Below are 17052 nucleotides of genomic sequence, written 5' to 3'. Positions count from 1 at the left end.
GGGTTTGGCGCTCTGAGGCGAGAACCTAGCGCCGTCTGAACGGCCGCCACCTCAGAAAGCCGATGATCGCCGGGCCGACGATCGGTGTGCGCAGCAGGGGCCGCACCACCAAAGGCCGGGTCTTGAGAAAACAGACCACCGCCCCGATCCAGAACACCGTGGTCGGCATGCCCGGCACCACAATGCCTACCGCGCCGGTGGCGACCAGGGCCCCGCCCAGACCGTCAAGCGCCCAGCGCTCGGCGCGGGTCAGGCGGCGGCGGGCTTTGCGATCGGGATCGACGCTCATCCGGCAACCATCGCGCCTCTGACGGTTGCTGTCGAGCGCGGCCGCCGTCTCTGGCCGCCGCCGCGTGACGTCTTTCCGGTTCGGCGGAACCTCGCTAAGCCTTGGCCCCATGACGACCATCCTGCCCGACGCCGCCCCGACCAACTGGGTCGACCGCCATGCGCCGCCGGCGCTGCGCCCTTGGCTGAAGCTGGGGCGTTTTGACCGGCCGGCCGGGATCTGGCTGCTGATGCTGCCCGGCTGGCAGGGCATCGCCCTGGCCGGGGCCGAGAAGGGCCAATGGCCCAACCCGTTGCTGCTGATCGCCTTCTTCGTCGGCGCGGCCCTGATGCGGGCGGCCGGCTGCGCCTTCAACGACATCATCGACCGCGATTTCGACGCCCAGGTCAGCCGTACCGCCATGAGGCCGATCCCGGCGGGGCAGATCAGCGTCAAACAGGCCTGGGCCTTCGTGATCGGCTGCTGCGGGGTGAGTTTCCTGATCCTGGTCTGCCTGGGCTGGCTGGCGATCGGGCTGGGCGTGCTGTCGCTGGGCCTGGTCGCCGCCTATCCGTTCATGAAGCGCATCACCTGGTGGCCGCAGGCCTGGCTGGGCCTGACCTTCAACTGGGGCGTCCTGCTGGGCTATGCCGCCGCCACGGGACATCTGAGCTGGACCGCCGCCCTGCTCTACGCGTCGGGCATTTTCTGGACCCTGGGCTATGACACCATCTACGCCGTGCAGGACCTGGAAGACGACGCCCTGGCCGGGGTGAAGTCCTCGGCCCGCAAGCTGGGCGACAAGGCGCAGTATGGCGTCGCGGCCTTCTATGCGGCGTCGTTCGTGCTGGCCGTGGCGGCGGCCTGGGTTGGCAATCTGGGGGCGCTGTTCCTGCCGCTGGTCGCGCTGTTCGCAGTGCATCTGTCACGGCAGGCTGCCGCGCTGCGGCTGGACGATCCGGCGGGCGCGTTGAAGCTGTTCAAGTCCAACACCCTGGCGGGGCTGGTGTTGTTTCTGGCTCTGGTGGCGGGGCTGTGGAAGCCGGAGACGCGGTTTTAGGCCTTCCAATCCCCGTCATCCCGGGACTTGTTCCCGGGACCCATTTGTCCGCCGCAGGGGCGGAGCCCAAAAGCGCGCTCACGATGAAGCTGAACCATGGGTCCCGGGAACAAGTCCCGGGATGACGGTAAAAGGTGGATCCGGTCAGAACGGCCCGCTGCTGTAGATCCGCTCCATGCCCTTCTCGAGCTCGGCCAGCCGCCCGTCATAGGCGCGGTTCAGGCAGGCCTTGTTGCTTCCACACTTGTGGCGACCCTGCAGCCAGTCGCGCTGCTGGTCCTGAAGCGCGCCGCGTCCGCCCATGGCCAGGGTGCGTTTGTTGATGCCGTAGAGTTCGTTCATCCGCACGTCCTTGTCGTTGAGGGCGCGTTCGGCGCAGATCGCCTTCTCGTCGGCCGTGCGGGCCTTTTTGCAGTCGAAGCTGGCGGCGCTGGCCGAGCCGGCCATGCAGGTGATCGCGAGAATGAGGCCGAGGGACACGAGACGCATGGGGAAATCTCCGAAAGGGCGATGACGCCACGTCATCCTTCATGACCCAAGCTGAATGTGAGATGATGGTTCCATGACCGTTGCCTCACGCGTCAAGCCGCTGGACCTTTTCACACTCGAGGAATGGGCGAGGGTCTCGGCGCGCTCGTCATGGCGCGGGATCTGGATGGTGGCCCACGCCTGGGGCACGATCCTGCTGGCCGGCGCCCTGTTCGTGGCCTTCCCCAATCCCCTCACCTACCTGCTGGCGGTGATGATCATCGGCGCGCGGCAGCTGGGCCTGGCGATCCTGATGCACGAGGCGGCCCATGGCGGCCTGCACCCCAGCCTCAAGGTCAATGACTGGATCGGCGAGTGGCTGTGCGCGGCCCCGACCGGCGCGTCGCTGAAGAGCTATCGCCCCTATCACCTGACCCACCACAAATACGCCCAGCAGGCCGAAGACCCCGACCTGATCCTGTCGGCCCCGTTCCCGACCACGCGGCAGTCGCTGAACCGCAAGATCATCCGCGACCTGACCGGCCAGACCTTCTTCAAGCAGCGGTTCGGCCCCCTGCTCGGCAAGCTGAAGGGCTCGAAAGCCATTGGCCAGCCGAAAGGCGCGATCTTCAGCGGCGAGATCGCCCGCCAGAAGCCGTTCCTGCTGTGGAATCTCGGCCTGCTCGTCGCCCTGTCGGCGGTAGGTCTATGGTGGGCGTGGCTGGCCCTGTGGATCGTGCCGATGGCGACCTGGTTCCCGTTGGTCACCCGCCTGCGCAACATCGCCGAACACGCTCTGGTGGCCCGCGACGAGCCCGACCCGTTCCGTCACGCCCGCACCACCAAGGCCAACGGGATCGAGCGCCTGCTGATCGCGCCCTACCAGGTCAATTTCCACGCCGAGCACCACATGTTCATGCACACCCCGTGCTGGAACCTGCCGCTGGCGCACCGGCTGCTGGAGCAGAAGGGCCTGACGGGCGGGATGTTGACCGCGCCGGGGTATCTGAGCGTGCTGAGGGAAGCGTCGAGCAAACCGGTCGCCGGCTAAACTCAGTCCGTCATTCCCGCCCTTGTGGCGGGAACCCCTGGTTCAGCTGACACGTGAAGCGCATTCGGACCGCCAGCGGTCCGCCCTTCCGCACCTGCGGCGGACAGAGAGGTTCCCGCCACGAGGGCGGGAATGACGGAAGATAGATGGGCATGTTGGCTTGATGGTCTCGGTAGTGCTCTAAGCGCGCGATGATCGACCAGACGCTGGAAGGCCGCCGCGCCTTCATTCTTCAGAACACCCGCGTCCAGGCGCCGCCGCATGCGCCCGAGCTTTCCCTGCATCTGGCCGACGAGATCACCCCGATCTGGACGCTGACCGAGGAGGCCCTGGAAGAACTGGGCCTGGCCCCGCCGTTCTGGGCCTTTGCCTGGGCGGGCGGACAGGCCCTGGCGCGCTACATCCTCGACAACCCCACGAGCGTGGCCGGCAAGACCGTAGTCGACTTCGCCACCGGCTCGGGGATCGTGGCCATCGCGGCGATGAAGGCGGGCGCCAAGAGCGTGCTGGCCAATGACATCGACAGCTTCTGCCAGGCCGCCGTCAGCCTGAACGCCGGGGTCAACGGGGTCGAGATCGCCTTCACCGACGCCAACCTGCTGGACGGCCCGCCGCCCGCCTGCGACGTGCTGCTGGCCGGCGACATCTGCTACGAGAAACCGATGGCCGAGGCGGTGATGGCCTGGATGCGCCAGGGCCGCGCGGCTGGATCGGCCGTGCTGATCGGCGATCCGGGCCGGACCTATTTCCGCAAGGACGACCTGATCAAGCTGGCCGAATACCAGGTCGAGACCACCCGCGAGCTGGAAGATTTCGCCGTCAAGCGCACCTGCGTCTGGACTCTGCCGTGACGGCATTTTAGAACATTAGCGGAACATTTCAGGAGGCCCTGACCATGCGCGAAGACGGCAAGATCGACTATATCGAATGGCCTTCCGGCGACCTGCCGGGCACCAAGGCCTTCTACCAGACCGCCTTCGGCTGGACCTTCGCCGACTATGGCCCGGACTATGTCGCCTTCGAGGACCAGGGCACACACGGTGGGTTTTTCACGCCCGAGACGACGCCGCCGCCCAAGCCATTGGTGATCCTGTACGCGCACGACCTCGAAGCCATGGAGGCCCGGGTTGTCGCCGCCGGCGGGGTGATCAGCACGCCGATCTTCAGCTTTCCCGGCGGCCGCCGGTTCCATTTCATGGATCCGGGCGGCAACGAACTGGCCGTCTGGACTGAGGGGTAGTTTCAGATCCCCCCCGTTGGGGGCCTATCGCCTGTGACCAAAAAGCGGCTGTCATCCCGGACGAGCGCGCAGCGCGAAGATCCGGGACCGTCGCCTGAGCGCCGCGTTCCTGGTCGGTCCCGGATCTGCGCCCGGCTTCGCCGGGCTTGTCCGGGATGACAATTTAGGGATGCGGTCCATGGGCGGTAGCCCTCCCCCAAGGGGGAGCCTCTAAAAAACCGTCACACGCCGTCGCTAATGTCCGGCCCCGGAGTATCGGGGCCAGATCAGATGAGCGAGCGAAGCTGCGGCGATTGCGGAATGTGCTGCAAGGTCCTGCACATCAGCGAACTGGAAAAGGCCGCCGGCGTCTGGTGCGGCCATTTCAAGAAGGGCGGCGGCTGCGGCAATTACGAGGCCCGCCCCCAGGCCTGCCGGGGCTTTACCTGCCTGTGGCTGGACTCGGTGCGCCTCGACGACAACTGGCGGCCCGACAAGGCCGGGTTCCTGATGTATCCCGACAAGGACGGCAAGCGCCTGAACGTCGTAGTCGACACCGGCAAGCCGACCTCGTGGAAGCGCGAGCCCTATTATTCCAAGCTGAAAGCCATGTCGCAGCGGGCCTATGACGGCTTTGAGCTGATGATCTGCATCGGCGATCGCCGGGTGGTGATGTTCCCGTCCGAAGACGTCGACCTGGGCGTGCTCAATCCCGACCACAAGGTGGTCAGCGGCTATGTCGAACGCGACGGCCTGCAGGTGCCGTTCGCCATGGTGCTAAGCGACGTCTGAACTCCCCTTCTCCCCTTGCGGGAGAAGGATCAGAACTTCGGCCGGAAATCCCGCGGCGCCCAACCGAAATCCCGCGTCGCATCCCTGCTGTCGAAGGTCAGGTCCACCCCCATCCGCGCGCCCATGGCCGCCGTGGCCCCGGGCAGGAACGGCGAGGCCGCCTTCAGCATCAGCCCGAACAGAGCCGGCGGCAGAGAGACCACCACCGGCCGCCGCCCCAGCCCCTCGAACACCCGCGTGGCCATCTGGCGATAGGTCAGGGTCTCGCCGCCTACCAGGTCATAGGCCCGGTTCTGCGCGGCCGTGGCAGTCGCCGCCGCCAGGGCGCCGATGGCCAGGTCCTGGGCATGCACCGGCTGGCGCAGGCCCTCGCCCTGGCCCGACAGCGGCAGGACGCCGAACCGACGGATCAGGCTGGCCAGGCGGCTGACATTGCCGTCGCGGCCCTCGTCATAGATCAGGGTCGGCCGCAGCACGGTCCAGGCCACGCCCTGGCTGGCGCAGAACCGCTCCACCGCCGCCTCGGCGTCGGCCAGGCTGGCGGCCACGGCGCGCTCTGCGGGAACGTCCGACGCCTGTTTGGTGAAGCGGCTGGTCGAGGAAAAGGCCACCAGCCGGGTCATGCCCCGGGCCTTCAGGGCCGGCAGGGCGGCGGGCAACAGCCAGATCGGCGACAGCGAAAACACCGTCGCCACCGGCGGCAGACCGTCTTCCAGATGCGGATCGGACAGGTCGGCGTCCAGCCAGCAGGCCTCGCCGGACGGCGGCCGACGGCTGACCGCCACCGGGTCGACACCGGCCGCGCGCAGGCGATCCAGCAGATAGCCGCCGATCAGGCTGGTCGCGCCCAGCACCAGCACCGGCGTCTTCAGGGTGTTCGAAACGGTCATCGTGTTTCTATAGTCCAGCAGGGAGAAAAACGCCCATGGCCATGAGCTTTGACGCGGTGCGCGCCTTCGCCTTCACCCTGCCCGGGGTCGAGGACGGCACGGCCTATGGCCGCCCCTGCCTGAAGGCCCACGGCAAGTTCCTGACAAGGCTCTACGAGGACGGCGACACCCTGGTCTGCCCCGGCGTGGCGTTCGACGAGCGCGAGATGCTGATGCAAGCCGAGCCGGACACCTTCTATGTCACCAATCACTTCCGGAATTATCCGTATGTTCTTGTTCGTCTGTCACAGGTTCACCCGGGAACGGTGGAACGGCTGATCGAACGGCAGTGGCGCGCGACCGCCCCCAAGAAGGCGCTCAAAGCCTGGGACGCCGCAAAAACGGAGACCGCATGAGACCCTGGCGCATCGTGATCGCCGCCCTGGCCTGCCTGGGTCCGGCGCTGCAGTACGTCCTGATGGTGTACGATGAGACCCTGGCCTCGGGCTCGGTCAAGTCGGTCGAGTTCTTCAGCTACTTCACCATCCTCAGCAACATCCTGGCCGCCGTGGTCCTGACCGCGCCGCTGGTCGCCCCGACCTCGGTCGTGGGGCTCTGGGCCGAGCGCTCCTCGACCCGGATCAGCGTGGCCGTCTATCTGTCCATCACGGCGGCGATCTATCACACCCTGCTGGCGGGCCTGTGGGACCCCCGGGGCCTGCGCCTGGTGTCGGACATCATCCTGCACACGATCACGCCCACCCTGTTCCTGGTCGACTGGCTGATGCGCGGCGGTCAGGGCGAGACCGGCCGGGCCACGGCTGCCAAGGCCCTGGTCTTTCCGGCGCTCTATGGCCTCTGGACCCTGGCCCATGGCGCGATGTCGGGCTTCTATCCCTATCCGTTCTTTGATGTCGGCAAGCATGGCTACCTGTCGGTGATCGTGACCATGCTGGTGATGGCGGGCGGCTTCCTGCTGGTGGCCCTGGCCTTCAGCCTGATCCATCAGGCCCGGGCCAAGCTGGCCAATGGCCGCGGGACGCCCATATCCGCCTAACGCGTCGTCCGGAGTTTCCGATGTCCAAGCTCGTTCCCGCCGTCCGTTCGGGCGATGTCCTGATGCCCGCCCTGGGTTTCGGCACCTGGCAGCTGGACAACGGCTCGGCCCAGCCGCTGGTCGAGCAGGCCCTGGAGATCGGCTACCGCCACATCGACACCGCCCAGATCTATCGCAACGAGCGCGACGTCGGCGCAGCCATCGCCGCCAGCGGGATCAGGCGCGACGAGATCTTCCTGACCACCAAGGTCTGGGTCGACCACTTCGCCGACGGCGACCTGCAGCGCTCGGCGGAAAAGAGCCTGGAAAAGCTGGGCGTCGACCATGTCGACCTGTTGCTGCTGCACTGGCCCAAGCCCGACGTGCCGCTGGCCCAGACCATGGCTGCCCTCAACGACGTGCGCGACCGCGGCCTGACCCGCGCCATCGGCCTGTCGAACTTCCCCTCGGCGGTGATGGCCCAGGCCCAGGCGCTGTCAAAAGCGCCGATCGCCACCAACCAGGTCGAGTACCACCCCTATCTGTCGCAAAAGACCCTGATCGCTGCCGCCCATGCGGCCGGAACCTCGATCACCGCCTGGTCGCCCCTGGCCCAGGGCAAGGTCGCCGAAGATCCGGTGCTGATCGCCATCGGCGCGGCCCACGGCAAGACGCCGGGCCAGGCTGCGCTGCGCTGGCTGATCCAGCAGGGCATCATCGCCATCCCGCGCACCAAGACCCCGGCCCGCATCGCCGAGAACTTCGACGTGCTGGATTTCGAGCTGACCGACGCCGAGATGGCGGCGGTGTTCGCCCTGGCGCGGCCGGACGGGCGGATGGGGAACTGGATCGACCCGGCGTTTCAGTGGGATGTGGGGTAGGGGGCGGGCTTCTTGAGTGTCCTCCACGGGTGGGATTTGGCCCTTGGCCCCGCTGATCCTCCCCCTCTGGGGGAGGTGGCCCAGAGGGCCGGAGGGGGCAGCGCTGCGCTGGCCCAGATAGAACTCCACTCAAGTCAGGCCAGCGCTGCCCCCTCAGTCGCTCCGCGACAGCTCCCCCTGAGGGGGAGCAGCTTGCATCCGCTATGGATCGAACCCCGACCCCAGGCTCGACGCGAAGGTAGGCAGTGCCCCTCGGCGCAACCCGCTATCCGTGCGCCGCCGCGCGCTGCCGCCCTTGACCCTCCAGGGCGTAGTACAGCCCATCAATGAGCACGGCGGGGGCGATGGGTTTGGCGATGGTGCCCGAAAATGGGCCAGAGGGCTCAAACGAGGTCGCGAGATCGGCGCTGAAGGCCAGGATGGGCGTATCGGTGTTTGGTCCCGCACCGTCGACGATGGCGCGCGCGGCGGCTTCCCCGCCCATGCCCGGCATCCGGATATCCATCAGGATCAGATCAAACGGTTGCCCGCGCGCCAGGCTGACGGCGACCTCACCGCAGTCCGCCTCGACCACCTCCAGGCCGACGCTCTCGCTGATCAGACGCACGAGCTCCCGGTTGGCCTCGTTGTCGTCCACGATCAAAAGGCTGAGCCCCTGGATCGTATCGGCGTCGTGTTCGGCGTGATCGGGGTCTGGCTGCAAGTCGACGTCGGCCCTGACCAGCGGCACCTCGAAGAAGAAGATGCTGCCTTCACCGAGAGTACTGGTGACGCCGATGACGCCGCCCATCGCCTCGACCAGCCCCTTGCAAATGGCCAGGCCAAGCCCCGTGCCGCCGTGCAGCCGGGCGGTAGAGGCGTCCACCTGTGAAAACCGTTTGAACAGCCGATCGATGCGCTCCGCCGGGATGCCGCTGCCGGTATCGCGCACCTCAAAACGGAGCCATTGATCTTGTGCGATCGGCGCGACTGAAACCGTGACAGAGCCTTCGCCCGTGAACTTTACGGCATTGCTGGTCAGGTTGAGCAAGACCTGGCGCAGCCGCGCCCCGTCGAGCATGAGCGCCCCGTCTGGCGCCCGGTCGATGTCGCAGATCAGCGCCAGCGCCTTCTCGGCAGCCTGGGGAACCATAAGTCCGACCGAATTTTCCAGGAACGCGCCGACCTGAACAGGGTGAAGTTCGATCTCCACCTGCCCAGCCTCAAGCTTGGAAAAGTCCAGTATGTCGTTCACTTCCGTGAGCAGAACCTCAGCCGCGTGACTGATGCGGGTGGCATAGTGGTGACTTTTCGGATCATCCGTCAGGCAGGGCTTCAACAGTTCAGAGAAGCCGATAATGCTGTTGAGTGGCGTGCGAAGCTCGTGGCTTATGTTGGCCATGAACTCTGCCTTCACGGCCGTGGCGGCTTCAGCCTGATCGCGCGCAGCCATCAAAAGGGTATTGGTTTCCTGAAGTTTTTCTTCAGCAATCTTGAGCGGCGTGACGTCGCTCACCAGCACATAGAACCCCTGGGTCTGCCCGGATGAGTCGATGTCTGGAATGTAGTGACTTAAGGTGTGACAGATCTCTCCGGATGGCTTGACCAAAGTGCGTGGAAATGTCTGCCGTTGGCCTTCCAGTACGCCGCTGATGTGCCGTTCGTTTTTCTCAAGTAGTTCAGGGCCCAGAAGTTCTGGCAGTGTAATGTTGAGCATCGTGGCTGGAGAGACGCCAAACCACTCCAAATAGGCGGCGTTTGAAAATTGACAACGCAGTGTGCTGTCCCAATAGGCGACCAGGCCAGGCAGATTGTCGGCCAGGGTGCGGATGAAACGCGACGTCGTCAGATATTCGGTGATGTCCTGAAACGTGCCGACAATCGTGCTGATCGCGCCGCCTGCATCTCGCAGACAAGCGCCGCGAGCGATGACTTGCCGCTCTGCGCCATCGGGCCGGTAGATCCGAGCCTCCAGGGCGTAGTCGCACCCCTCGGAGACCGCGCGCTGCACACAGTCGCCCAGCAATTTCGCATCGTCAGGATGGTATCGGGCGAGAACACCTTGCAGAGGCGGCGGTTCGACGCCGATCGGGTAGCCGTGAATTCGGTAGACCTGATCCGACCAGGTAGTGCGATCGGTCGCCACATCCCATGACCAGGTCCCAACGCCCGCCATATCCTCGGAAAGCTTGAGCATGGTCGCGTGTTGGGCGGCCTCAGCCGCGGCGGCGGCCAGTCTTAGCTCCGCCTCCCTGCGCTCGCTGATGTCACGCGTGATCTTGGCAAACCCGACAAGTTCAATCCCGTCATGGATGGGCGTGATCACGACACTGGCCCAGAAGTGGCTCCCGTCCTTGCGGACCCGCCACCCCTCGCACTCATAGCGGCCGCGTCCCCGAGCCGTTGCGAGGGCTGCCTGAGATTCGCCTCTGGCCTGGTCCTCGGCGGCGTAAAACATTGCGAAGTCACGCCCGATGACTTCGCTGGCGATGTAGCCCTTGAAACGTTGAGCCCCGGCGTTCCAGCTTGTGACGATGCCCGCGGGGTCGAGCATGTAGATGGCGTAGTCGGTCACGGCGTCGAGAAGGATTCGGTACTGTTGATCGTCGACTGGGGGCATGGCGGATCGGTCAGCGCTGGACATGCAGACCATACGAAAAATCCTGCCCTGCCGGATGGGTCAAAACCGACATAATCTTTCCGGCGATTCAGTCGGACGCCAGCATGGACTGTGGAGCGCTTTCGCGAAAAGGAAACGGCATTCGCTGTGTCAAATCGACGCGAGGCGGCGGCTTTGCCGGGCCGTCCGCGAGTGACCTGATCCGCCCTGCGATCGTTTCGACGTGAGCTATGAGGATGGCCCTGCCCGGGAAGGGCGGCGGCTTCGTACCCGGAACCCATAATCCTCCGTCATCCCGGGACTTGTTCCCGGGACCCATCCGTCCACCGCACGGTCGGCGCACGGATGATCGAAGGCGGGCCGGCTGAACCATGGGTCCCGGGGACAAGCCCCGGGATGACGGGGTTTGGTGGAGGTGGGCGCGGGCCTGTCCACGACTTTCGAAGTCAAAACACAACCCTTCCCCCTTTGATGGGGGAAGGGGGCAGGGATGGGGGTGACCCCGCTGGACGATTTCACACCGGCCGCGCCCCATCCTGAACCGCTGCCACCCCCATCCCCAACCCTTCCCCCATCAGAGGGGGAAGGGGGCAGGCCTTGCGCCCGGCCTCCATCCCCTTACTCGCACGGGGATAGCCCTGCCCCGCCCCCAACACATTCAACGCCCTACCTCTCCCACCCACCGTGACGATCCAGAATCGACGCAGCCCCCTACAAAACGCCCGCATACTTCTCCTCGCCCCGCCACTGGGGAGGCCGTCCAGCTGGCGACCTGACGGGTGGAGGGGGCGGTTGAACGGGTTCAGAGGACAGGGGACGTAAACCTGTCCATCGGGGGAAGGCCAAAGCCTCCGCCCGTCCGAAGGTCCGCTCCGGGTTCCTCCGGAATCGGCGTGGCTTCAGCTCAGGGCTGGGGTCCGTCGCGAGGAGGGCAAAGCCCGGGTGGGGCATAGGGTTGAACTAGACCCGCGCGCCCCGGCCAGAGGGATAACAACCGCGCGGAGCGCTCCGGCCACGGCCGAAACGGTACTCCACTCCACACTCATCCGGGCCTGGCCCGGACGCTCCGCCGCCTCCCCAACCTTCAGCGGGTCGACCGCGTGAAGCGGCGAAACCGTGTCCCGGGTTGGCCTTGTCGCGCGCCAGGCGCAACGAACCTGCGTCCGCCTTCAGACAATCGCGGTTCCCCCTCGCGGCGAAAGCGCCTAGGTAAGGCTCAACCTGAGCATATCCGGATCGGATCGGACTTATGGACGACGCGGGCGTCAGCTTGCAGGCCAAGATGATGGCGATGGGCGAGGCCGCCCGTGCGGGCGCGCGCGCCCTGCGTCTCGCTTCGGCGCAGCAGCGCACCGCCGCCCTCCAGGCCATGGCCAAGGCGATCCGCGAGGACGCCGCCCGCATCCTGACCGCCAACGCCAAGGACATCGAACAGGCCAAGGCCAATGGCGTGCCCGGCCCGATGCTGGATCGCCTGCTGCTCGACGACGACCGTCTGGACGCCATGGCCCAGGGCGTCCAGACCGTGGCCGCCATCGCCGATCCGCTGGGCGTCGCGACCTCGCGCTGGACCCGGCCCAACGGGCTGGACATTTCCCGGGTGCGCACGCCGATCGGCGTGATCGCCATGATCTATGAGAGCCGGCCCAACGTCACCGCTGACGCGGCGGCGCTTTGCGTGCGCTCCGGCAACGCCGTGATCCTGCGCGGTGGGTCGGAATGCCTGGCCTCGAGCCTGGCCATCCACGCCGCCATCGTGCGGGGCCTGAAGAGCGCCGGCCTGCCCGCCAGCGCCGTCCAGGCGGTGGGCACGGCCGATCGCGCCGCCGTCGGCCACATGCTGACGGGTCTGAACCGAACCATCGACCTGATCATCCCGCGCGGCGGCAAGAGCCTGGTGGCCCGCGTCCAGGCCGAGGCCCGCGCCCCGGTGCTGGGCCATCTGGAAGGCCTCAACCACGTCTTCGTCCATGCCGGCGCCGATCCGCGCAAGGCCATCGACATCGCCGTCAACGCCAAGATGCGGCGGGTGTCTGTCTGCGGTTCGGCCGAGACCCTGCTGGTCGACCGGGCCATCGCCGAGCGCCTGCTGCCCCTGCTGGCCGACGCCCTGATCAAGGCCGGCTGCGAGCTGCGCGGCGACGCGGCCGCCCTCGCCATCGAGCCGACGATGAAGAAGGCCAAGGACGCCGACTGGACCACCGAATATCTGGCCCCGATCCTGTCGGTGGCCATTGTCGACGGGGTGGCCGGCGCGGCTGAGCACATCGCCCGCTATGGCTCTGGCCACACCGACGCCATCGTCACCGAGGATCCCGCCGCCGCTGAGGCCTTCGCGGCCGAGGTCGACAGCGCCATCGTGCTGATCAACGCCTCCACCCAGTTCGCCGACGGCGGAGAATTCGGCTTTGGAGCCGAGATCGGTATCGCCACAGACAAACTTCATGCCCGCGGTCCGGTTGGGGCCGAGCAATTGACGACATTCAAATATGTGGTTCGCGGGACCGGCCAGACTCGTCCCTGAGGCCGGCCGGCCAAGCGCGCAGCGTCTCGGATTCCATCTGGAGCCGGGCATGCGCGTCGGGCTGTTCGGCGGCAGCTTCAATCCGGCGCACGAGGGTCACGCCCACGTCGCGGAGACGGCCCTGCATCGCCTGAATCTCGACAAGGTGATCTGGCTGGTCTCGCCGCAAAATCCGTTGAAATCCTCGGCCGAGACGCGGCCACTGGCCCAGCGCATGGCCGCCGCCCGGCAGTGGGCGCGGGGAAGCTCGATGATCGTCTCCGACGCCGAGACGCGGCTGGGCTCGCAATACACGATCGACACCCTGCGGGTGCTGCGGGCCCGCTACCCGGGCGTGAAGTTCGTCTGGGTGATGGGCGCCGACAGCCTGGCCACCTTCCATCGCTGGCGAGGCTGGACCCAGATCATGCGCGAGGTGCCGGTGGCGGTGATCTCGCGGCCTTGGGCGGGCCTGAAGTCGCGTACATCGCCCGCCGCGCGGCGTTTTGCCCATGCCCGCAAGCCCGCCAGCGCCGCCACCACCCTGCCCGATCAGGCCGCCCCGGCCTGGGTTTATCTGACCGGCCCGCTCAATTTCGCCTCGTCCACGGCCATGCGCGAACGGCTGAACAAAGCGCCGTAACCGGACGTGAACGGACCGCGCTTGGCCAAACGCACGCAACCCCTCACCTTTTCGACTCATCCATGCTATGAGGAGAACCCGCGCGACCCCATAAGGAGTACTTCCGCTGCGTAGCGACCCCGCGCAAATTGCGCACGATGACACGGCGACCGCCGAGTCCTCGACCCACAAGCCAGACCTCAGTCTGGACCAGAGCATCAAGGCTCTGGAGACCCTGATCCTGTCGCGCCTCGACGACGACAAGGCCCAGGACATCGTCCACATCGATCTGACGGACAAGAGCTCGGTGGCTGACAGCCTCATCGTGGCGTCTGGCCGTTCGCACCGTCACGTCGGCGCCCTGGCCGATCACATCATCCGCGCCCTGAAGGAAAACGGGTTCGGCAAGGCGCGGGTCGAAGGCCTGCCGCATTGCGACTGGGTCCTGATCGACGCCGGCGACGTGGTCGTGCACCTGTTCCGCCCCGAAGTGCGCACCTTCTACAATATCGAGAAGATCTGGGCGATCGACGCCCCGCACCGCATCGCCACCTCGGCGAACTAGCCCTTATCGCGTCATCGGCCTTTGATCGCCGGTGACGCGGGTTGGCGCATGAAGCTCACCATCCTCACCGTTGGCAAGCTCGGCCGCATGGTCGAGGCGCAGATGGCTCTGGACTACATGTCCCGCGCCACGGCGTCCGGCCGCGTGCTGGCCCTGGGTCCGGCCGAGATCATCGAGGTCGAGGCCAGGAAGCCCGGCAAGGCCGCCGAGGCCGAGGTGCTGCGTCCGCACCTTGAGGGCGCCTATGTCATCGCCTGTGACGAGCACGGCAAGGTTCGGCCCAGCCGGGCCTTCGCCGAGCATATCGGCCGGCTGCGCGACGATGGGACGCGGAAGGTCGTGTTCCTGATCGGCGGGGCCGATGGCCTGGATCCCGCGATCCTCGCCAACGCCAATGAAACCCTGGCCTTCGGGCCCCAGACCTGGCCCCACGCCCTGGCCCGGGCGATGCTGGCCGAGCAGATCTATCGCGCCGTCACCATCCTGGCGGGCTCGCCCTATCACCGCGATTAGGTTTAGACAGCGAGAGATGTTTCGCCGTCCCTCGCCCGTCGCCCTGTCCGCCCTTGCGCTGGTCATCGCCCTGTCGGCGGGCGGCGTGGTCCTGGCGCGTCAGGACCAGCAGCGGATGCGCGACCGCCAGACGGCCATCGACACCCGCCGCGAAATCGAGGACCTGCGCCGCGAACTCTCGCGCCTGGACAATGCCCGGGTCTCGGCCGGCGAGAACGTCGACCTCAAGCGCGCCCGGCTGGAAGCCCTGAACTACCGCGAAGCCCGGGTGCTGGCCGATCTGGGCCGCGACCGCCATCGCATGGCCAGGCTGCTGTCGGCCCTGCAGCTGTTCCGGCGCAATCCGCCGCCGGCCCTGCTGGTCAGCCCCGGCGACGCCCGCGACGCGGTGCGGGCCGCCATCCTGATCCGCGCCATGACCCCGGACCTGCAGCGCCGGGCCGATACCTATTCACGCCAGGCGGTGGCGGTGCGCACCCTGCGCCGCGAGGCGGCGGCGGCGGCGGCCGAGCTGTTCACCGCCGAAAGCGTGGTCGCCGACCGCAAGGGCGAGATCGAACGGCTGATCATCGAGAAGACCCGGCTGGAACGCGCCTTCGCCCAGGAAGCCCTGGTCGAGGCCAGCGAGTTGCGCACCCTGGGCGCCCTGACTGACGCCCTGACGCCCCGCGCGCCCACCGGTCCCCTGACCCTGGCCTCGCCCGCGCCGGGCGGCATCACCAGCCGCTTTGGCTCCACCCTGCCGGCCGGCGGCCGCGCGGCCGGGGTGTCGATCCGCACGGAAAAAGGGCGGACGGTGACCAGTCCGGCGGCGGGAACCGTCGAGTATGCCGGCGCGCTGAATGGCTGGGGCATGGTGCTTATCTTGCGAGCCCAGGACGCCTATCTTCTGGTGCTGGCCGGCCTGGATCAGGTCTCGGTCGCTCGCGGACAATCCGTCGCGGCCGGCGCCCCGATCGGAAAGATGGCAGATCGTGTATCCTCCGAGCCGGAGCTCTATCTGGAGGTCCGCGAGGAGGGCGTTCCGGTCGATCCGGAGCGCTGGTTGAAGCAAGGGTCGCCGTAGACGGCTTTTTCAGTAATGATGGCCGTAAATAGAACGTTCTCGGCTGGGATGGTCGGGAACGAGTCATAAAAACAGCGGCGTTTCACGCGTCGACAGGGAGCCTCCAAGGCCTAATGCGCAAGTACCTGCTCATCGGAGTTTCGGCTTTTGTCCTCGGCGCGGGGACCATGGCCTATCTGAGTCCCATCGCCCAGGCGAACATCCCGCCCAAGACCAAGACCTACAAGCTGCTGGAACTGTTTGGCGACGTGCTGGGCACGGTCGAAGACCAGTATGTGGCCGAGGTGGACGACAAGAAGCTGATCGAGGCGGCCCTCGACGGCATGCTGACCAGCCTTGACCCGCACTCGGGCTACCTGTCCCCCGACAGCTTCGAGGACATGCAGGACACCACCCGCGGCGAATATGGCGGCCTGGGCATCGAGGTCACCAGCGAAGAGGGCGTGGTCAAGGTCATCTCGCCGATGGACGGCACCCCCGCCTCGCGGGCCGGCATCCAGGCAGGCGACTACATCACCGCCGTCAACGGCCAGAGCGTTCTGGGCCTGACGGTCAGCGAAGCCGTCAAGCAGATGCGCGGCGCGCCCGGCGAGGCGGTCAACCTGACCATCGCCCGCGAAAAAACCGACCCCTTCGACGTCAAGCTGATCCGCGAAGTGATCAAGCCCAAGGCCGCCATCGCCCGCATGGAAGGCGACTATGGCTATGTGCGCCTGCCCGGCTTCAACGAGAAGGCCACCGACGCCCTGGTGTCGTCGATCAATGACCTGAAGGCCAAGAACCCGAAGATGAAGGGTCTTATCCTGGACATGCGCAACAACCCCGGCGGTCTGCTCGACCAGGCCGTGGGCGTGGCCGACGTGTTCCTGGACGGCGGCGAGGTGGTCAGCCAGCGCGGCCGCGATCCCCGCAATATCCAGCGTTACAACGCCCGTCCCGGCGACCTGCTGAACGGCCTGCCCGTGGTGGTGCTGATCAACCAGGGCTCGGCCTCGGCCGCTGAAATCGTCGCCGGCGCCCTGCAGGACCGCAAGCGCGCCGAACTGGTAGGCCTGACCAGCTTTGGTAAGGGTTCGGTCCAGACCGTGATCCCGCTGCGGGGCGGCGCCGACGGCGCCCTGAAGCTGACCACGGCCAAATATTTCACGCCGTCGGGTCGCTCGATCCAGAAGACCGGCATCGCGCCGGACCTCGAGGTCGCCCAGACCCGCGACCAGGCCCAGGACATCGCCAACCGCGTCTGGTTCAGCGAGGCCAGCTTCAAGAACGCGCTCAATGCCGACGAGGGCAAGACCCGCCAGGGCGCCCACATCCCGGCCGAAGCGCCGCCGACCGCCTTCGACGACAAGAAGGGCGACTTCCAGCTGCAACGCGCCCTGGCCGTGCTGCAGGCCGGCTCGGTCGCCGCGACGCCGAAAATGCCCAAGCCGGCCGCCAAGATCGCCGAGGTCACGGCCAAGGCCGCCGCCATGGGCAAGCCGGTCGTCGAGAAGAAATAGCCTCGCGTTTCGGCCCCCATCTTCGCGATGGGGGCCAATTC

At 66.8% G+C, this 17052-nt stretch carries 18 protein-coding genes and 1 pseudogene; 14 read left to right on the top strand and 5 right to left on the bottom strand.

The features are described 5' to 3' along the window. Positions 1–25: 25 nt before the first annotated feature. The gene (locus tag ACN2C8_RS00995; protein WP_419253948.1) at positions 26–289 is read right to left on the bottom strand and encodes a DUF454 family protein; all 264 of its coding nucleotides are present in this window, start codon (positions 287–289) and stop codon (positions 26–28) included. Between the two features lie 109 nt (positions 290–398). On the opposite strand from ACN2C8_RS00995, the gene ubiA reads away from it, so the two are divergent. Continuing rightward, a complete protein-coding gene (gene ubiA, locus ACN2C8_RS00990; protein ID WP_419253947.1) occupies positions 399–1328 on the top strand; it encodes a 4-hydroxybenzoate octaprenyltransferase in 930 nt (309 codons plus the stop codon). A 144-nt stretch (positions 1329–1472) separates the two neighbouring features. On the opposite strand, the gene ACN2C8_RS00985 is transcribed toward ubiA, so the two are convergent. Continuing rightward, on the bottom strand, positions 1473–1817 hold the full coding sequence (locus ACN2C8_RS00985) for a lysozyme inhibitor LprI family protein (protein WP_419253946.1): 345 nt from the start codon (positions 1815–1817) through the stop codon (positions 1473–1475). A gap of 73 nt (positions 1818–1890) precedes the next feature. Here ACN2C8_RS00985 and ACN2C8_RS00980 point away from each other — a divergent pair, with 73 nt between their 5' ends. Continuing rightward, a complete protein-coding gene (locus ACN2C8_RS00980) occupies positions 1891–2847 on the top strand; it encodes a fatty acid desaturase family protein (protein ID WP_419253945.1) in 957 nt (318 codons plus the stop codon). An 8-nt stretch (positions 2848–2855) separates the two neighbouring features. Here the strand turns inward: ACN2C8_RS00980 and ACN2C8_RS00975 are convergent. Continuing rightward, positions 2856–3001, bottom strand: a pseudogene (locus ACN2C8_RS00975) (hypothetical protein); the annotation flags it as partial. A gap of 37 nt (positions 3002–3038) precedes the next feature. Here ACN2C8_RS00975 and ACN2C8_RS00970 point away from each other — a divergent pair. The 3 genes from ACN2C8_RS00970 to ACN2C8_RS00960 all read left to right on the top strand — a co-directional run bounded on the left by ACN2C8_RS00970 (position 3039) and on the right by ACN2C8_RS00960 (position 4858). Further along, positions 3039–3698, top strand: a complete 660-nt coding sequence (locus ACN2C8_RS00970) for a class I SAM-dependent methyltransferase (RefSeq protein ID WP_419253944.1) — start codon at positions 3039–3041, stop codon at positions 3696–3698. Positions 3699–3742: 44 nt separating this feature from the next. Beyond that, a complete protein-coding gene (locus tag ACN2C8_RS00965; protein WP_419253943.1) occupies positions 3743–4087 on the top strand; it encodes a VOC family protein in 345 nt (114 codons plus the stop codon). Positions 4088–4357: 270 nt separating this feature from the next. Beyond that, the gene (locus ACN2C8_RS00960; protein ID WP_419253942.1) at positions 4358–4858 is read left to right on the top strand and encodes a YkgJ family cysteine cluster protein; all 501 of its coding nucleotides are present in this window, start codon (positions 4358–4360) and stop codon (positions 4856–4858) included. A gap of 29 nt (positions 4859–4887) precedes the next feature. Here ACN2C8_RS00960 and ACN2C8_RS00955 read toward each other — a convergent pair whose 3' ends face one another. After that, positions 4888–5748 carry an SDR family oxidoreductase gene (locus tag ACN2C8_RS00955; RefSeq protein WP_419253941.1) on the bottom strand — a complete coding sequence of 287 codons (861 nt, stop codon included), beginning with the start codon at positions 5746–5748 and terminating at the stop codon, positions 4888–4890. 35 nt (positions 5749–5783) lie between these two features. Here ACN2C8_RS00955 and ACN2C8_RS00950 point away from each other — a divergent pair, with 35 nt between their 5' ends. Genes ACN2C8_RS00950 through ACN2C8_RS00940 form a run of 3 tightly spaced genes read left to right on the top strand, consistent with a single transcriptional unit; the run spans position 5784 to position 7644 of the window. Continuing rightward, a complete protein-coding gene (locus ACN2C8_RS00950) occupies positions 5784–6143 on the top strand; it encodes an MmcQ/YjbR family DNA-binding protein (RefSeq protein WP_419253940.1) in 360 nt (119 codons plus the stop codon). Then, positions 6140–6784 carry a Pr6Pr family membrane protein gene (locus ACN2C8_RS00945; protein WP_419253939.1) on the top strand — a complete coding sequence of 215 codons (645 nt, stop codon included), beginning with the start codon at positions 6140–6142 and terminating at the stop codon, positions 6782–6784. Before ACN2C8_RS00950 ends, ACN2C8_RS00945 begins: the two co-directional genes overlap by 4 nt. 20 nt (positions 6785–6804) lie before the next feature. Then, on the top strand, positions 6805–7644 hold the full coding sequence (locus tag ACN2C8_RS00940; protein WP_419253938.1) for an aldo/keto reductase: 840 nt from the start codon (positions 6805–6807) through the stop codon (positions 7642–7644). A gap of 265 nt (positions 7645–7909) precedes the next feature. Here the strand turns inward: ACN2C8_RS00940 and ACN2C8_RS00935 are convergent, their stop codons facing one another. Beyond that, on the bottom strand, positions 7910–10243 hold the full coding sequence (locus ACN2C8_RS00935) for a PAS domain S-box protein (RefSeq protein ID WP_419262217.1): 2334 nt from the start codon (positions 10241–10243) through the stop codon (positions 7910–7912). 1249 nt (positions 10244–11492) lie between these two features. Here ACN2C8_RS00935 and ACN2C8_RS00930 point away from each other — a divergent pair. The 6 genes from ACN2C8_RS00930 (at position 11493) to ACN2C8_RS00905 (ending at position 17011) form a co-directional block, all read left to right on the top strand. After that, on the top strand, positions 11493–12767 hold the full coding sequence (locus ACN2C8_RS00930) for a glutamate-5-semialdehyde dehydrogenase (protein WP_419253936.1): 1275 nt from the start codon (positions 11493–11495) through the stop codon (positions 12765–12767). Further along, a complete protein-coding gene (locus ACN2C8_RS00925) occupies positions 12733–13389 on the top strand; it encodes a nicotinate-nucleotide adenylyltransferase (protein ID WP_419253934.1) in 657 nt (218 codons plus the stop codon). The genes ACN2C8_RS00930 and ACN2C8_RS00925 overlap by 35 nt, the downstream gene beginning before the upstream one ends. 106 nt (positions 13390–13495) lie before the next feature. Further along, the gene (rsfS, locus tag ACN2C8_RS00920) at positions 13496–13933 is read left to right on the top strand and encodes a ribosome silencing factor (protein ID WP_419255768.1); all 438 of its coding nucleotides are present in this window, start codon (positions 13496–13498) and stop codon (positions 13931–13933) included. A gap of 48 nt (positions 13934–13981) precedes the next feature. After that, complete coding sequence (rlmH, locus tag ACN2C8_RS00915) at positions 13982–14446, top strand: 23S rRNA (pseudouridine(1915)-N(3))-methyltransferase RlmH (RefSeq protein WP_419253932.1); 465 nt, start codon at positions 13982–13984, stop codon at positions 14444–14446. A gap of 16 nt (positions 14447–14462) precedes the next feature. Further along, positions 14463–15512 carry a murein hydrolase activator EnvC family protein gene (locus ACN2C8_RS00910; protein ID WP_419253930.1) on the top strand — a complete coding sequence of 350 codons (1050 nt, stop codon included), beginning with the start codon at positions 14463–14465 and terminating at the stop codon, positions 15510–15512. Positions 15513–15625: 113 nt separating this feature from the next. After that, positions 15626–17011 (top strand): S41 family peptidase, encoded by a 1386-nt coding sequence (locus ACN2C8_RS00905; RefSeq protein ID WP_419253928.1) that lies wholly within the window; start codon positions 15626–15628, stop codon positions 17009–17011. Positions 17012–17052 lie beyond the last annotated feature (41 nt).

The organism is Caulobacter sp. ErkDOM-C (genome assembly GCF_048541825.1).
In the GTDB taxonomy this organism is placed as follows: Bacteria; Pseudomonadota; Alphaproteobacteria; order Caulobacterales; family Caulobacteraceae; genus Caulobacter.
Note: the sequence above shows the minus strand (reverse complement) of the source record. Positions and strands in the feature narration are given on the sequence as shown.

Excerpts from the sequence above, each read along its gene's own strand:
- ACN2C8_RS00905 (WP_419253928.1), top strand. The coding sequence starts at position 15,626 with ATGCGCAAGTACCTGCTCATCGGAGTTTCGGCTTTTGTCCTCGGCGCG.
- ACN2C8_RS00940 (WP_419253938.1), top strand. The coding sequence starts at position 6,805 with ATGTCCAAGCTCGTTCCCGCCGTCCGTTCGGGCGATGTCCTGATGCCC.
- ACN2C8_RS00910 (WP_419253930.1), top strand. The coding sequence starts at position 14,463 with ATGTTTCGCCGTCCCTCGCCCGTCGCCCTGTCCGCCCTTGCGCTGGTC.
- rlmH (WP_419253932.1), top strand. The coding sequence starts at position 13,982 with ATGAAGCTCACCATCCTCACCGTTGGCAAGCTCGGCCGCATGGTCGAG.
- ACN2C8_RS00985 (WP_419253946.1), bottom strand. The coding sequence starts at position 1,817 with ATGCGTCTCGTGTCCCTCGGCCTCATTCTCGCGATCACCTGCATGGCC.
- ACN2C8_RS00955 (WP_419253941.1), bottom strand. The coding sequence starts at position 5,748 with ATGACCGTTTCGAACACCCTGAAGACGCCGGTGCTGGTGCTGGGCGCG.
- ACN2C8_RS00950 (WP_419253940.1), top strand. The coding sequence starts at position 5,784 with ATGGCCATGAGCTTTGACGCGGTGCGCGCCTTCGCCTTCACCCTGCCC.
- ACN2C8_RS00925 (WP_419253934.1), top strand. The coding sequence starts at position 12,733 with ATGTGGTTCGCGGGACCGGCCAGACTCGTCCCTGAGGCCGGCCGGCCA.
- ACN2C8_RS00980 (WP_419253945.1), top strand. The coding sequence starts at position 1,891 with ATGACCGTTGCCTCACGCGTCAAGCCGCTGGACCTTTTCACACTCGAG.
- ACN2C8_RS00930 (WP_419253936.1), top strand. The coding sequence starts at position 11,493 with ATGGACGACGCGGGCGTCAGCTTGCAGGCCAAGATGATGGCGATGGGC.
- ubiA (WP_419253947.1), top strand. The coding sequence starts at position 399 with ATGACGACCATCCTGCCCGACGCCGCCCCGACCAACTGGGTCGACCGC.
- ACN2C8_RS00935 (WP_419262217.1), bottom strand. The coding sequence starts at position 10,243 with ATGCCCCCAGTCGACGATCAACAGTACCGAATCCTTCTCGACGCCGTG.
- ACN2C8_RS00965 (WP_419253943.1), top strand. The coding sequence starts at position 3,743 with ATGCGCGAAGACGGCAAGATCGACTATATCGAATGGCCTTCCGGCGAC.
- ACN2C8_RS00945 (WP_419253939.1), top strand. The coding sequence starts at position 6,140 with ATGAGACCCTGGCGCATCGTGATCGCCGCCCTGGCCTGCCTGGGTCCG.
- ACN2C8_RS00970 (WP_419253944.1), top strand. The coding sequence starts at position 3,039 with ATGATCGACCAGACGCTGGAAGGCCGCCGCGCCTTCATTCTTCAGAAC.
- ACN2C8_RS00995 (WP_419253948.1), bottom strand. The coding sequence starts at position 289 with ATGAGCGTCGATCCCGATCGCAAAGCCCGCCGCCGCCTGACCCGCGCC.
- ACN2C8_RS00960 (WP_419253942.1), top strand. The coding sequence starts at position 4,358 with ATGAGCGAGCGAAGCTGCGGCGATTGCGGAATGTGCTGCAAGGTCCTG.